We start from the raw sequence: 13825 nt of genomic DNA on the forward strand, positions 1-13825 counted from the left end.
ACATGGCCGAGATGGGGCTGCGGCCCGCGATAGAGGTCGTCGACGTCGGCGGGCGGGTCGTGCGGATCGTCGACGGGCACCTGCTCGCGCCCGGCGAGACCCGGTCCATCGGGCACGACCTGCCGCACCGCGGCATCGAGCTCAGCGTCGACGCCGCCGGCTACCGGGCCCGGTGGGTGCGCAGCGCGATCAGCCTGCCCTCGTTCGCCCGGCTGTTCGCCGGGGGCGCGGCCGGCGGGGCGCTGTTCCGGCTGCTCGGGCTGCCCGGCGCCGTGCTCGGCGCGATCGTCGCCGTCGGGGTGGCCCGCGCGACCCGCCCGGCGCGGCCCGCCGACGTCACCGACCCGGCCGTCACCGTGCGCGAGGACGGTCCCGACCTCGTCCTGCAGTCCTCGTCGCTGGCCGCGCTGGTGCTCGGCGTCATGGAGCTGACCGGGTCCGACGGCCCGGTCACCGTCAGCCCGGCCGCGGCCGCCGGGGAGCCGGACGGGGTGCGCCTCGACGACGTCGGCGGCCTCGAGGACGTGGTGGCCCAGTTCCGCGACGTCGCGGTGTCGTTCCGCCACCCGGACGTGATGGCCCGCTGGGGCGCGACCCGGCCGCAGGGCATCCTGCTCTACGGGCCACCGGGCACCGGCAAGACCATGCTCGCCCGGGCGCTGGCCGCGGAGATCGGCGGCGAGCTGCGCGAGATCCGCACGCCGGAGATCCTCGACAAGTGGGTGGGCAACTCCGAGAAGAACATCCAGCGGATCTTCACCGAGGCCCGCGGCCTGCGCAGCCCGACGGTGCTCCTCTTCGACGAGTTCGACTCGATCATCAGCTACACCGGCACGGCCTTCGACGCCGCCGGGCAGATGATCAACGCGGTGGCCGGCATCTTCAAGCAGGAGATGAACACGCTCATCGAGGCCAACCCCAACGTCATCGTCGTGGCCACCACGAACTTCCCGGACCGGGTCGACGCGTCGCTGGTGCGGTCCGGCCGCTTCGACCTGAAGCTGGCCGTCCCGCTGCCGTCGCGGCGGGCCCGGGCCGACATCGCGGCCAAGCTGATCCGCGGCCTGATCGCCCGGCACGAGACGCCGGGCTTCCGGATGTTCGCCGACGACGTCGACATCGACGCCCTGGCGTCGGCCTCCAACGGCCTGACCGGCGCGGACCTCAAGGAGGCGCTGCGCCGCGCCCAGCTGGACAAGGCCATGCACGAGGCCCGCTCCGGCCGCCCGCCCGGCCCGATCACCCAGGACGAGCTGCTCGCGGCCATCGCCCGCCTGCGTACCTGAACGGCAATGGTGGTGCCTGCTGTACCACGGCCGGGCAGCCCGAGGGAATGACCCGCCGCGGGGCGGCTGGTGTGCTGAGGACACACCAATCGACCGTCCCTTGTGGAGGCTCTCGTGGGCGCCGTTCGCGGCCTTGTGCACCGCTTTCCCGTCGTCGTCTTCTTCGCGCTCGCGTTCGGGCTGAGCTGGGTGGCCTGGACGCCGTACATCCTCTCGGAAAGCGGCCTCGGGTGGATCCCGCTGCGCTTCCCGGAGGTGCTGGGCACCACCCAGTTCGCCGGGGTGCTGCCCGGCGCGTATCTGGGCCCGCTGACCGCCGCGTTCGTGGTCACCGCCGCCGCCGAGGGACGGGCCGGGCTGCGGCACTGGTCGCGGCGGCTGGTGCGGCTGCGGGTCGGGTGGCGGTGGTACCTGCTGGTGCTGACCGCCGTGCCGGCCGTGATCCTGCTGGCCACGCTCGCGCTGCCCGGCTCGTGGGGGCACGTGCGCGCGCCCGGCGTGGCGGTGCTCGTGGGGTACCTGCCGCTGCTGCTCGTGCAGATCGTCACCACCGCGATGGCGGAGGAGCCGGGCTGGCGGGACTTCGCGCTGCCGCGGCTGCAGGGACGCTTCGGCGCGGTGGCCGGGACGGTGGTACTCGGCGTGCTGTGGGGGTGCTGGCACCTGCCGCTGTTCTTCACCGAGTGGGGCGGCTGGCCGCACGTGTCGTGGGTGACGCCGGTGGAGTTCGTGGCCGGGTGCGTGCCGCTGAGCCTGGTGATGACGTGGGTGTTCAACCGGACCGGGGAGAGCCTGCCGATCGTGATGCTCCTGCACGCCGGAATCAACACCACCTACTCGCTGGTGTGGAGCCAGGTCTTCCCCACCCTGGACCTGCAGCGGGACTCGATGCACGCCCAGCTCATCGGCTCGACCGTCGTGGCGCTGCTGCTCATCGCCGCCACGCGTGGGCGGCTGGGGCTGCGCACCGCCGCCCGGCCCTCCGCTTCGGCCTCGCCGGCCTCGTCCCAGCCGCGGCCGGCGCCGGCCTCGACACAGCCTTAGCCGCCGCTTTCACCCGCGGCCGGCGCCGGCCTCAACACGGCCCTAGCCGCGGCTTTCAGCCGCGGTCGATGCCGGCCTCCAGGTAGTGCAGGACGGCGGCGACGCGGCGGTCGGTGCGATCCGTCGGCGCGAGGTCCAGCTTGGCGAAGATGCTGCGGATGTGCTTGTGCACGGCGCCGTCGGTGACGAACAGGCGCTCCGCGATCGCCGCGTTGCCCAGCCCCTCGGCCATGAGCGCGAGGACCTCGCGCTCGCGGCCGCTCAGCCGCTGCAGCCGGGCGTCCGGCCGGCCGCGGCTGAGCAACTGCGCGACCACGTCGGGGTCGATCGCGGTGCCGCCGCCGGCCACCCGGTGCAGCGCGGTGAGGAACTCCTCGACCCGGCCGACGCGCTCCTTGAGCAGGTAGCCCAGCCGGGCCCCGCCACCGGCCAGCAGGTCGGTGGCGAAGGCCTGCTCGACGTACGCCGACAGGACCAGCACCGCGAGGCCGGGCCGGCGCCGGCGGGCCTCGACGGCGGCCGCGATGCCCTCGTCGGTGTGTGTCGGCGGCATGCGTACGTCCACGATCGCCACATCCGGCGCGTGCTCGTCCACCGCGGCCAGGAACGTGACCGGGTTGTCGGCGGTGGCCACCACGTCGAGCGACTCGGCCCGCAGCAGCAGCGCCAGCCCCTCCCGCAGCAGCGCGTCGTCCTCGGCGATCACGATCCGCACGGCACGCTCTCCTCGAATCTCGTCCGGCCCACCCGGACGACGCCGTCACGCGCCGCCGCGATCACGATCCGCACGGCACGCTCTCCTCGAATCTCGTCCGGCCCACCCGGACGACGCCGTCGCACGCCGCAGCGATCACGATCCGCACGGCACGCTCTCCTCGAGTCTCGTCAGGCCGCTCCGCGGGACGACGCCGTCGCGTGGCTGCGCGATCACGATCCGCACGGCAGGCTCACCTCGAGTCGCGTCGGGCCGCCCGGCGGGCTGCTCAGGTCGACGGAACCGTCGTGGGCCTCGGCGCGGCGGCGGATGCCGAGCAGCCCCGAGCCGGTGCCCTCGCCGGCGCCGCCGTGGCCGTCGTCGGTGACGCTCAGCAGCAGCCGGTCGCGGTCGCGGCGGAGCCGGACGGTGGCCCGCTCCGCGCCGCTGTGCTTGGCCACGTTGGTCAGCGCCTCGGCCACGACGAAGTAGGCGGTGGCCTCGACCGAGGCGGCGCAGCGGCCCGGCACGTCGGCGTCGACCTCGACCGGGACCGGGCAGGTGGCGGCCAGCGACCGGACCGCGTCGGTCAGGCTGCGGTCGGTGAGCACCGGCGGCAGGATCGTGCGCACGACCGCCCGCAGGTCGGCCAGTGCCTCCTCGGCCGCGCCCTGCGCCCGCTCCAGCAGGTCCTCGGCGCCGGCCGGGTCGCGCGCCACCGCCCGCCGGGCCGCGCCGAGCAGCACGCTGACCGCGACGATCCGGTTCTGCGTGCCGTCGTGCAGCGCCCGCTCGATGCGCCGCAGCTCGGCGGCGTGGGCGTCGAGCGCCGCGGCCCGGGTCGCGGTCAGCTCGGCCACCCGCAGCACCAGGTCGGCGCCCGGATCGGGGGCGAGCAGCCGCCGCCCGGGCGCCTCCTGCAGCCGCGCCAGCGCCGGCAGCCCGAAAACGACGAGCGCCAGCCACACCACGCCGAGCAGGCTCACGAGGGACGCACCCGCCTGGTCGTGCACGACCGGATAGCCGAACGACGGGGTCGCCCCCTCCGGCGGCACCAGCCGCCACCACAGCGCGAACGAGCCGTCGCGCAGCACGTTCAACGGCAGCGCCAGCGCGAGCAGCCCCGCCAGCAGCCCCAGCGTCCCGTGCAGGGCGGCCCAGCGCAGCTCCCGGCGCACCGCGCGGTCGGCGGTGATCGCCCGCAGCCGCACCGGCGCCGGCTGGTGGCCGAGCAGCTCGGGCCCGGTCCGGGAGAGCCGCTCGCGCTCCTGGTCGGCGACGACGCGCAGCAGCCGCACCACGAACGGCACCAGGATCAGCCCCACGCCGACGAGGCAGGCCAGCGCGGTGACGGCCGCGGTCACCGTCACGATCAGGGCGAGCAGCGCGGTGCCGAGCCCGCGAACGAGGCGCTCGAACGCGTCGAGAGCGGCCCGGGTGCGGGCCCGGATCTCCCACCGCGTCGCTGCCATACGCAGAACCTACCGCCCGGGCGTCGGCGCCTGGTCGAAGCGTCAGGCGTGCACGAACGGGATCGTGACGGCCAGCTGGGTGAAGCCGAGCCGCTGCAGGATCGGGCTGCTGTCGGCGGAGGCGTCGACCTGCAGGTACCGGTAGCCGGCCGCGGCGGCGAGGGCGGCCCGGTAGGCGACCACGGCCCGGAAGACGCCGCGGCCGCGCCAGTCGGGCACGGTGCCGCCGCCCCACAGGCTCGCGAACCCGGTGCCGGCGTGGAACTCGACCCGGGCCGCGCAGATCGGGCGCTCGCCGGCCAGCGCGACCACGCCGCTGACGGTGCCGGGGCTGGCCAGCAGCTGACGGCCGATGCCCGCGTGGTCGCCGCCGAAGACCTCGTCGTGCACCCGGACCAGCAGTCCGGCCTCCGCCGCGGTCGTCACCGGCACCAGGTGTACCGCATCCGGAAGCTCGACCCCCTGCGGCACCGCCCCGGTCTCGGCGACGAGCAGCGCCTCCGGCGGGCCCGGCTCGAAGCCCGCGGCCAGCAGCCGGGCGGGCAGGTCGGCCGGCCGATCGTGCGAGTAGTGCTTCCACTCCCACGGCACGCCGGCCTCGGCGAAGCGGCGCACCTGCGCGGCGATGACCGCGCCGGCGTCCAGGCCGTCGAGGCCGCACCAGGTGACGCCGCTCCAGCCGTCCGCGGCGTTGACGACCCGCACGATGCCGGGCTCCCGCTCGACCACCGCGCCGGGGCCTTCCTGGGGCCGCCGGCGGACCTCCCGGTCGTACCGCTCGATCATCAGCTTGACGTCCACCGCCTCACCCAATGCCCGCGGCGCCCCCGGTGCAACCCCTTTTGCCCCGGACCGCCCTCAGCCTCCGGAGCCGCCCCGAGCCGGCCCAGCGCCGGCGCGGTTTTCCTTCCGCGATCATGCACTCAAGCCGCCCACTGGCCGGGATCCTCATGATCCCGGAGCCAAAGCGCCGCTATGCGAGCGCTTTCACTCCACGATCATGGCGATCCCGCCATTCGAAACGTTCTTCTGCATGATCGCGGAAGGAAAGCGCCGCTGAGGGTCAGATGCCGTGTTGCTGGGGGAGCAGGCCGTCGGGGCCGGCCCAGAGCACGATGTTCGGCGGGCCGCCCTGTGCGAGTTCGCGGGTGAAGAAGTCCACGATCTCGGTGTCCGGGTGGCGGAGGCTGAAGTGGATCAGGACGAACAGCGTCGCCGGGTTGGCCTCGATCACTGGGCGTAGCTGGCTCCAGACGGTGTGGCCGATGCGGGCGGCGCGATCCAACTCGGCGTCGTCCAGGAAGGTGCACTCGGTGATCACGACCGGGGTGCCGGGGAGCCAGCCGGCCTCGGCCAGCGCGCTCGCGTGGGTGTCGCCGAGGTAGGCGAACAGCGGGCGGTTCGCCTCGCGGTCGACCGGCTCGCCGGCCGCGCGGCGGGCGGCCATCAGGCGGCCGAACTCCGCCTTCGGGAGCGCGTCGCGCTGCGCGGCCAGGTCGGGGAGCAGCTCCCGGCGGCGTTCGCTCACCACGTAACCCACGCACGGGACCTTGTGGCGGCACTCGACCACCTGGGCGGCATGGCTGCCGCGGCGGCCGAACGTGAACTCGTCGCCGGGGCGTACCCCGTGCACGCGGGCGCCGGCGGCCAGCGTCTCGTCGTAGGCGGCGACCTGGTTCACCTCCGTCGCGGCGCGCAGGTACGACCGGACGTGCTCCAGCGCGTCGGCCGGGACGTAGAGGTCCACGCCGCCGGGGCGGACGGCGAGGAAGTCGAGGTCCTTCACGTGGTCCAGGTGGGTGTGGGTGAGCAGCACGGTCTCCGGCTGCCGGCCCTCGACCAGGCCGGCGTCCAGGCCCAGGCGCAGTTCCGGCACGCAGAAGAACGTCTTGTCGTTGGCGCGTGAGTAGCCGGTCAGGGTCAGATCGGTGCCGGGCAGGGTCCAGGTCCGCCACTGCCGGAAGGGATGCCCCTGCACCAGCGGGGCCGCATGCGTCACGGGCACGCGACAGTCTGGCACGGCGCGGCGCATGGACGCCCGTGAGTTTCCGGGCCGGGGCAGACGCCGGCGAGTCCACCAGCGCGACCCGGGCGATGCGGAAGGGTGGTCAGGCGGGCTGCAGGTGCTCGGCGAGGATCGCCAGATGGGTGTGCCGGGCGGCGGTGTGCCGGGCCAGGCCCTCGGCCGTGAGGTTGACGAACACGCCGCGGCGGTCGGCCTCGCACAAGGCGCGGGCGACCAAGCCGTGCTTCTCCAGCCGGGCCACGGCGCGGGACAGGGCGCTCTGGCTCAGATACATGTCGCCGGCCAGCTCCTGCATGCGGCGCTTCTCACAGTCCTGGGCGATGAGCCGGTCCAGGATCTCGAACTCGCTCAGCGTGAGGCCGTGGCGCTCCTGCAGGGCTCGCTCCAGGTGGCCTGCGACCTCGTTATAGCTGGTCAGCAGCGAGCGCCAGCGCTCGACCAAGGCACCTTCCGAACCCATGCGCGGCATCCTACTCCACCGCGGGTGAAATTGCAGCTGCATTAAATGCAAGAGGATCTAGTGCATGGACATTGGATGCATACGCATCTAGTGTCGGCGCTCGTGACTATGACACAAGCCGAAGCAACGGCACACGGGGCGGGCGCGGAGCAGGTCTGGACTCCCCGGCTCTGGGGAGTGCTGGCCGTTCTGTGCGCCGTGCTGTTCCTCGACGGACTCGACGTCTCGATGGTCGGCGTCGCGTTGCCCTCGATCGGCAGTGAACTGGGGCTGTCGACCACCGCGCTGCAGTGGATCGTCAACGGATACGTCCTGGGCTACGGCGGCCTGCTCCTGCTCGGCGGGCGGACCGCCGACCTGCTCGGCCGCCGCCGCATCTTCCTCGTCGCGCTCGGCGTGTTCGCCGTCGCGTCGCTGGTCGGCGGGCTGGTCGACGACGGTACCCTGCTGATCGCGACCCGGTTCGTGAAGGGGCTCGCGGCCGCGTTCACCGCGCCGACCGCGCTGTCCATCCTCACCACCACGTTCCACGAGGGGCCGGCCCGCAACCGGGCGCTGTCGGTCTTGTCCGTGTTCGGCGCGAGCGGCTACTCCTCCGGGCTCATCCTCGGCGGCCTGCTCACCAGCGTCGGCTGGCGCTGGACCTTCCTGATCCCGGCGCCGCTGGCGGCCGGCGCGCTCCTGGCCGGCATCGCGCTCATCCCGCGCGACCGGGCCGCGGCCGAGGGCGGGCACGACCTGGCCGGGGCGGCGACGCTGGTCGGCGGGATGCTGCTCGCGGTGTACACCGTCGTCTCCGCACCGGCCCGCGGCTGGCTCGACCCGGTGACGCTCGGGCTGGCCGCGGCCGCGGTGGCGCTGCTCGCCGCGTTCGTGGCGATCGAGCGGCGAGTGCCGCACCCGCTGATCCGGCTGGACATCCTGCGGATCGGCGCCATCGTGCGGGCCAACCTGAGCATGGTGGCCCTGTTCGGTTCCTACCTCAGCTTCCAGTTCATGATGACGTTGTACCTCCAGGACGTGCTGCACTGGTCACCCCTGCGGATGGCGCTGGCGCTGCTGCCCGCGGGCCTGCTCGTCGCCTTCGGCTCGCCGTTCGTCGGGCGGCTCATCACCCGGCACGGCACCGCCCCGCTCATCGTCGGCTCGATGCTGTCGATGAGCCTCGGGTACGGCTGGTTCCTGCTCACCGCCGGCACCGCCCCGCAGTACCTGGTCACCACGCTGCCGACGATGCTGCTGCTGGGCGGCGGGTTCGCGTTCGGGTTCAGCTCGATCATGGCCCAGGCCACCGACGGCATCGCGGACGCCGAGCAGGGGCTGGCCTCCGGGCTGGTGCAGACCTCGGGCCAGGTCGGCGCCGCGCTGGTCCTGGCCGTCGTCACCGCGCTGGTCGCGGCCGGCGCACCGGCCGGCGGCGACGACTTCGGGCAGTACCACCCGGGAATCAACCTGGTGACCGGCGTCGCCGTGGCCGGGCTCCTGCTCAGCCTGGTCCCGCTGCTGGCCCGCCGCGCCGTCGGCGCACACCGCGGCTGACCGGGTCCGGCCAGGGCCGAAACCACGAGCGGCCGGCCTTCCTGAGCGAAGGCCGGCCGCTCGCTGGCGAACCCCCACTGCAAACAGCGTGGGCCCGGGCCGGCCCGTTACACGGCGGCGGTGGGGAGCCGGCCGCGCGGCCGGAGCCTCGGACCCGCGACAGTCCTGAGCCTCCCGTCCGGCCCGCGCGGCCGGCGTCAGACCGCGACGGCGTGCGAGACCTTCCACGCGCCGCCGACGGGGACCATGGTGAGGACCACCCGGTTCTGGTCGACCTTTTCGCCGGTGATGTTCGTGTTGCGGCGGTACTGGTCGACGTAGAGCAGCAGCTCCACCCGGTCGGGCGCGGCGCTGACCACGCCCGAGGCGGACACCGAGGCGCGCACGATCGCCTGCTCCGACACCGCGTTGGACTTGAGGGCCGCGGTTGTCTGGGCGTACTCGGCGGCGAAGTCCCCGGTGGCGAACGCCCGGCCGTTGGCGACGCTCGCGTCGAAGCTGCGGTAGTCGTAGGAGAAGATCGCCTGCGCGGCGGCGTCGGCGGCGGCGAGCGACTGGCGCACCGCCACGTCGCGGCGGTGGGCGCGGTCGTGCTCGTACCAGCCGGCGGCGGCGAGCCCGGCGCCGAGCACCACGGCGATCAGCAGCGCGACCGTGCCGCGGCCGGGCCGGGCCGGACGAAGTACCTTCAGCATCGAACTCCCCCTCACCCGACGAACTGCAGCTTGGCCACGAGCCACCGGCCCGAGTCGCGGTCGTGGGCCAGATCGACCTGGATGCGGTAGTGCGACGCCCGGCCCTCCGGCGCCTTCGCGTTGCGCACGGTCGCGTCGACGGCGACGAGCACCACCGCCCGCTCGCGGTCGCCGGAGACCAGCGCCGCGCGCAGCACCGTGCCGCGCGAGTCGACGTTGTTCTCCACGACCGCGGCCCGCACCTGCGCCTGCCCGCGGGTGAACTCGTCGCGGAAGTCGCCGGTCGCGCCGGCCACGATGCGCTGCAGGTCCCGGTCGACGCTGCCGGCGCTGACCGACACGAAGTCGACCGTGGTCTGCTTCGCCGCGGCGAGGGCCTGCTGGTGGGCCTGCTCCAGCATCCGGTCGCCGTACCACCGGCTGCCGAACACGCCCGCCCCGGCCAGCGCCGCGCACAGCAGCACCGCGAGCAGCGCCGGGCCCAGGCCGGGCCGGGAGAACCGCGGCCGGCGCCGGGTCTGCGGAACCCGGCGCCGGACCGCCCGCGGGCGCGCGGTGCGCGGCTTTTCCTCGACGGGCTCCACGTCCGGCGCGGAGTCGTGGACGGGCTCCTCGTCCAGCCGGGACAGGACCGCGGTGATCGGGTCGCGGCGGCGCGCCGCGCGGCGGGTGGCGGCCCGCCGGCGGACGCTGCGGGGCGGCAGCGAGGGCCGGTCCGCGCCACCCGGGACGAGCCGCAGCGTGCGGTGCTCCGAATCGGACACGAGTGCCTCCTTGAACGAGCTACGGGGCGAGGCCCGAGAGCAGCAGTTGTTTCCAGGACTGCTCGCCGGCGAGGGCGTACTGGCCGCCGGTCGAGCCGAACAGCAGCGGGTTGCCGTCGGAGGCCAGGGCCAGGCCGGAGCCCGGGTCGTACCCCGGCTGGGCGGACTGGCCCGGCGGCGGGGGATCGCTGCCGCCCGGCCGCGGCGCGTTGTTGGTGCCCCGCACGCTCGAGCCGGCCGCCTGGTCGGCCCCGCTGCACCGGGTGGAGCCGCCGTACTTGCAGGCCAGCGGATCGCCGGCGTTGAGCACCAGCCCGAGGTGCGCCGTCCCGTCGCCCGGCGTGACCGTGAAGCCGCCGGCGACGACCAGCGGGTACACCACCAGGATCTGCTCGATGCCGGGCAGCCGCCGCACCGCGACCCCGTTCACCGCGACCAGGTTGCCCAGCAGGGTGCCGATCTGCGGATCGAGGTCGTCGAGCAGCCCGACCAGCTGCTGCGCGGCGGGCGGCGCGTCGGCGATGATCCGGCGCAGGTCGGGGTCGGCCGAGCGCAGCGTGGCGGCGAGCTTGGCCAGGCCGTCCGCCCAGGCCCGGATCGCGGCCGCGGACTCCTGCTGGGTTTGCAGCACCGTCCGGCCGTCGGCGAGCAGGGCGTGCGTCTGCGGCAGGTTCGCCGACGCGTCCCGCAGGATGAGCGACGTCGCGTCGAGCAGGTGCCGCAGCGCCTGCTCGTTGCCCTCGAACGCGGTGCCGAGCTCGTCGATGACGATCGACAGCGATTGCGGGTCGACGGACCGCACGAGCGCGTCGAGGTTGGACAGCAGCGTCTCCGGGGCCAGCGGGGTGCCGGTGCGCTCGCGGGGTATGACCGAGCCGTCGCGCAGGTACGGCCCGGCGTCGGTGTCCGGGCGCAGGTCGAGGAACTGCTCGCCGACGGCGGAGCGCTCCGCGACGACCGCGCGGGTGCCGGCCGGCACGCGCACGCCCTCGTCCAGGCGCAGCCGGGCGCGGGCACCGCCGTCGTGCAGGGTGACCGATCGGACCCGGCCGACCGGCACGCCGCGGTAGGTGACCGGCGCGTTGGCGAACAGGCCGCCCGCCTCGGCGAAGTCGGCGTAGACGGTGGTACCGCGGCCCAGCAGGAGGTCGCCGAGGCCGACGTAGTTCAGCCCGACGTAGGCGATGCCGACCAGCCCGATCGCGAGGAAGGCCAGCACCTGCAGCTTGGCGGTGCGTCGGATCACGGCAGCAGCCCTCCCCCGAGGACGTCGTCGACGGTGCCCTGCACGCCGTTGACCGCGCCGGTGACGGGCGGGAGCAGGCAGGCCGGGGACAGCGCGGTGCCGGGCGGCAGGACCGTGCCGGGCGGGAACACGGTGCCGGGCGGCACGATCCCGCCGGGCGGCAGCAGGCTCCCGGGCGGCGTGACGCTGCCGGGCGGCAGGAGGGCGCAGTCCTTCGGCAGGTCGCACTCCTTCGGCGGTTTCCATCCGGGCGGCAGTACCCCGCCGAGCGGCAGGCAGCCCAGCGGCAGCACCTGGGTGGGGTCGGGCGTGCTCGCGGGCGGCTTCGCCGGTGCCTTGCCGGTGCCGCCGCCGGTGCCCTTCGAGCCGGTGCCGGTGGAGCCGTTGCCGGCCGGCTTCTGCGCGGCGGGCGGCGGCGGGGCGGTGTTGACGAGCAGGTTCGACAGGATCGTGGTGGCGCTGAGGTCGGCGGTCGCGCCGAGGTTGACGTAGTCGCCGACGATCGCGCCGGTGACGTTAGGCGGGAACGGGAACGTCAGCATGAAGTTCAGCGACTTGGGCAGCGCGTCGCCGGCCTTCACGAGCTGGTCGAGGATCGGCTGCAGGGCGCGCAGCGAGGCGAGGGTGTCGGCGCGGCTGTCGTCGACCACCCGCGTGCCGACCCGGCCGAGGTCGCCGAGCGCGGTGAGCGCGGTGGTGAGCTGCTGGCGCTGGTCCTCCAGCACGCTCAGCCCGGGCGCGAGGGACTGCAGCGCGGTGCCGATGACGTCCCGCTGCCGCGACAGCGTGCCGGTGAGCCGGTCCAGCGCGTCGATGGCCCGCACGATGTCGGCCTTCTGCGCATCCAGGCCGCCGACGAAGGTGTCGAGCTGGGTCAGCGCGTCGCGGGCGGCCGGCTCGCGGCCCTCGAAGGCGGTGGCCAGCTCCGCGTCGATGGTCCTGAGCTGGGCCAGGCCGCCGCCGTTGAGCAGCATGCCGAGCGCGGCGAGCACCTCTTCGACCTCGGCGGAGCGGCGGGTGCGGGCGAGCGGCACGACCGAGCCGTCGGTGAGGCGGCCCTGCGGAGGCTCGGTGGTGGGCGGGTCGAGGGCCACGTACTTCTCGCCGAGCAGGCTGGTCTGCCGCACGGCCGCGGTCGCGTTGGCGGGCAGCCGCACGTCCTTGCCGATGCGCAGCCGGACGCGGGCGGTCCAGCCGGACAGCGAGATCCGCTCGACGCTGCCGACGGTGACGTCGTCGACCTTGACCGCGGCCTGCGGTACCAGATCCAGGACATCGGCGAACTCGGCGGTGATCCGGTAGCCGTCGCCCGGCGGCGCCCCGCCCGGCAGCGGCAGCCCGGCCACGTCGGGCAGCCTGCAGCCGCCGGCGAGGAACACCGCCGCCAGGCCCGCCGCGAGGGCCGCCCGGTTCACGGCGTGCCTCGCAGGATGCCGCCCAGCGTCAGGTCCCGGGTGACTTCGGGCAGGGAGGGCAGGGCCGGCGCGGCCGGCTGCCCGCCGGTCGCGGGACCGGCCGATGTGGACGGTGCGGCGGCGGTGACCGGCGGGAGCTTCCCGTTCAGCGTCTGGGTGAGCGCGGTGCACTCCTTGGGCAGCTGCGCGACCGGCACCGCGTCGGCCAGGACGGCGCAGACGTAGGCGGCCGCGTCGTAGGGGCCCAGCGCGTTGTCGCGGGTGTCGAGGGTGCCGGAGCGGGGGTTGTAGGCCAGGTTGAGGTTGGACACGGCCAGCGGCGTGACGTCGAGGATCTCGGCGATCGCCCGCTGCTGGCGCACCAGGATGCCGGTCACGTCCGCCAGGGCGTCCACATTGGACTTGAGCGCGTCGCGGTTGTCCCGGACGAACGCGGTCACCTGCGACAGCGCGGTGGCCAGGGCGCGCAGCGCGGCGGCCAGGTCGTCGCGGTCGGCGGCCAGCTGCCCGGCGACGTCGGCGAGGCGCTGGTTGAACGAGCGGACCGCCGCGTCGCTGCGCGCCAGCGCGGTGGTGAACTGCTGCAGGTTGACCAGCGTGCCGAAGAGGTCCTGCCGGCCGTCGGCGACGGTGGTCAGCGCCTTGTCCAGCCCGTCGAGGGCGGCGTGCAGCTCGTCGCCGTTGCCTTCCAGGTTGGCCCGCCCGGCCGCGACGAGGTCCTTGAGCGCGCCGTCGGCGTTGGCGCCGTCCGGGCCGAGCGCCTTGTTGAACTGGTCCAGCGCCCGGTAGATGTCGTCGATCTCCAGCGGCACGGCGGTGCGCTCGACCGGCAGGTCGGCGTTGTCCGTCAGCACGTCGCCGCCGTTGTACGCCGGGGTGAGCTGCACGTACCGGTCGCTGACCACGCTCGGCGGGATGATGAGGGCCTGGGCGCCGGCCGGGATCGGCCAGCCGGCGTCGTAGCGCATCTCGACCCGCACGGTGCGCCCCTCCGGCCGCACCGAGATCACCTCGCCGATCCGCACGCCGAGGACGCGCACCGACGAGCCGGAGGTGATGCCGACGGCGCTGGTGAAGTGCGCGACCAGCCGCCGCTGGGGGTGCCCGCTGCCGGTGACGACCAGCGCGACCCCCGCGACGACGACGGCCGCGACGGCGAACGTGACGATGCGGCGCACGCGCAT

The 13825-nt window shown here is 74.6% G+C and carries 13 protein-coding genes; 3 read left to right on the forward strand and 10 right to left on the reverse strand.

The genetic code is table 11. From position 1 onward, the window contains the following. Window positions 1–2: 2 nt before the first annotated feature. Window positions 3–1286: an ATP-binding protein gene (locus ACQPXD_RS40345; RefSeq protein ID WP_432827646.1), complete on the forward strand. Its 1284-nt coding sequence runs from the start codon at window positions 3–5 to the stop codon at window positions 1284–1286. A gap of 114 nt (window positions 1287–1400) precedes the next feature. Further along, window positions 1401–2330 carry a CPBP family intramembrane glutamic endopeptidase gene (locus tag ACQPXD_RS40350; RefSeq protein WP_432827648.1) on the forward strand — a complete coding sequence of 310 codons (930 nt, stop codon included), beginning with the start codon at window positions 1401–1403 and terminating at the stop codon, window positions 2328–2330. Window positions 2331–2385: 55 nt separating this feature from the next. On the opposite strand, the gene ACQPXD_RS40355 is transcribed toward ACQPXD_RS40350, so the two are convergent. The 5 genes from ACQPXD_RS40355 to ACQPXD_RS40375 all read right to left on the reverse strand — a co-directional run bounded on the left by ACQPXD_RS40355 (window position 2386) and on the right by ACQPXD_RS40375 (window position 6982). Further along, window positions 2386–3045, reverse strand: a complete 660-nt coding sequence (locus ACQPXD_RS40355; protein ID WP_432827650.1) for a response regulator — start codon at window positions 3043–3045, stop codon at window positions 2386–2388. A 212-nt stretch (window positions 3046–3257) separates the two neighbouring features. Next, the gene (locus tag ACQPXD_RS40360) at window positions 3258–4496 is read right to left on the reverse strand and encodes a sensor histidine kinase (protein ID WP_432827652.1); all 1239 of its coding nucleotides are present in this window, start codon (window positions 4494–4496) and stop codon (window positions 3258–3260) included. Between the two features lie 42 nt (window positions 4497–4538). Further along, window positions 4539–5297, reverse strand: a complete 759-nt coding sequence (locus tag ACQPXD_RS40365) for a GNAT family N-acetyltransferase (RefSeq protein WP_432827654.1) — start codon at window positions 5295–5297, stop codon at window positions 4539–4541. 262 nt (window positions 5298–5559) lie between these two features. Beyond that, the gene (locus ACQPXD_RS40370; protein WP_432827656.1) at window positions 5560–6501 is read right to left on the reverse strand and encodes an MBL fold metallo-hydrolase; all 942 of its coding nucleotides are present in this window, start codon (window positions 6499–6501) and stop codon (window positions 5560–5562) included. 103 nt (window positions 6502–6604) lie between these two features. Further along, window positions 6605–6982 carry a MarR family winged helix-turn-helix transcriptional regulator gene (locus ACQPXD_RS40375; RefSeq protein ID WP_432827658.1) on the reverse strand — a complete coding sequence of 126 codons (378 nt, stop codon included), beginning with the start codon at window positions 6980–6982 and terminating at the stop codon, window positions 6605–6607. 108 nt (window positions 6983–7090) lie between these two features. Here ACQPXD_RS40375 and ACQPXD_RS40380 point away from each other — a divergent pair, with 108 nt between their 5' ends. Continuing rightward, window positions 7091–8521 (forward strand): MFS transporter, encoded by a 1431-nt coding sequence (locus tag ACQPXD_RS40380; protein ID WP_432844132.1) that lies wholly within the window; start codon window positions 7091–7093, stop codon window positions 8519–8521. Between the two features lie 197 nt (window positions 8522–8718). Here the strand turns inward: ACQPXD_RS40380 and ACQPXD_RS40385 are convergent, their stop codons facing one another. From ACQPXD_RS40385 to ACQPXD_RS40405, 5 genes are read right to left on the reverse strand one after another with little or no spacing between them, the layout of a single operon-like run. After that, window positions 8719–9216, reverse strand: a complete 498-nt coding sequence (locus ACQPXD_RS40385; protein WP_432827660.1) for a hypothetical protein — start codon at window positions 9214–9216, stop codon at window positions 8719–8721. 11 nt (window positions 9217–9227) lie between these two features. Beyond that, entirely contained in the window at window positions 9228–9980 is a 753-nt protein-coding gene (locus ACQPXD_RS40390) for a hypothetical protein (RefSeq protein ID WP_432827662.1), read from the reverse strand. Between the two features lie 19 nt (window positions 9981–9999). Beyond that, window positions 10000–11226 (reverse strand): MCE family protein, encoded by a 1227-nt coding sequence (locus tag ACQPXD_RS40395; RefSeq protein ID WP_432827664.1) that lies wholly within the window; start codon window positions 11224–11226, stop codon window positions 10000–10002. Next, the gene (locus tag ACQPXD_RS40400) at window positions 11223–12641 is read right to left on the reverse strand and encodes an MCE family protein (RefSeq protein ID WP_432827666.1); all 1419 of its coding nucleotides are present in this window, start codon (window positions 12639–12641) and stop codon (window positions 11223–11225) included. The genes ACQPXD_RS40395 and ACQPXD_RS40400 overlap by 4 nt, the downstream gene beginning before the upstream one ends. Continuing rightward, window positions 12638–13825 carry an MCE family protein gene (locus tag ACQPXD_RS40405; RefSeq protein ID WP_432827668.1) on the reverse strand — a complete coding sequence of 396 codons (1188 nt, stop codon included), beginning with the start codon at window positions 13823–13825 and terminating at the stop codon, window positions 12638–12640. The genes ACQPXD_RS40400 and ACQPXD_RS40405 overlap by 4 nt, the downstream gene beginning before the upstream one ends.

It is taken from the genome of Dactylosporangium sp. CA-092794 (assembly GCF_050948465.1).
Classification (GTDB): domain Bacteria; phylum Actinomycetota; class Actinomycetes; order Mycobacteriales; family Micromonosporaceae; genus Dactylosporangium.

Coding starts and splice junctions, on each gene's coding strand:
- ACQPXD_RS40345 (WP_432827646.1), top strand. CDS start 3: ATGGCCGAGATGGGGCTGCGGCCCGCGATAGAGGTCGTCGACGTCGGC.
- ACQPXD_RS40360 (WP_432827652.1), bottom strand. CDS start 4,496: ATGGCAGCGACGCGGTGGGAGATCCGGGCCCGCACCCGGGCCGCTCTC.
- ACQPXD_RS40375 (WP_432827658.1), bottom strand. CDS start 6,982: ATGGGTTCGGAAGGTGCCTTGGTCGAGCGCTGGCGCTCGCTGCTGACC.
- ACQPXD_RS40380 (WP_432844132.1), top strand. CDS start 7,091: ATGACACAAGCCGAAGCAACGGCACACGGGGCGGGCGCGGAGCAGGTC.
- ACQPXD_RS40385 (WP_432827660.1), bottom strand. CDS start 9,216: ATGCTGAAGGTACTTCGTCCGGCCCGGCCCGGCCGCGGCACGGTCGCG.
- ACQPXD_RS40405 (WP_432827668.1), bottom strand. CDS start 13,825: ATGCGCGTGCGCCGCATCGTCACGTTCGCCGTCGCGGCCGTCGTCGTC.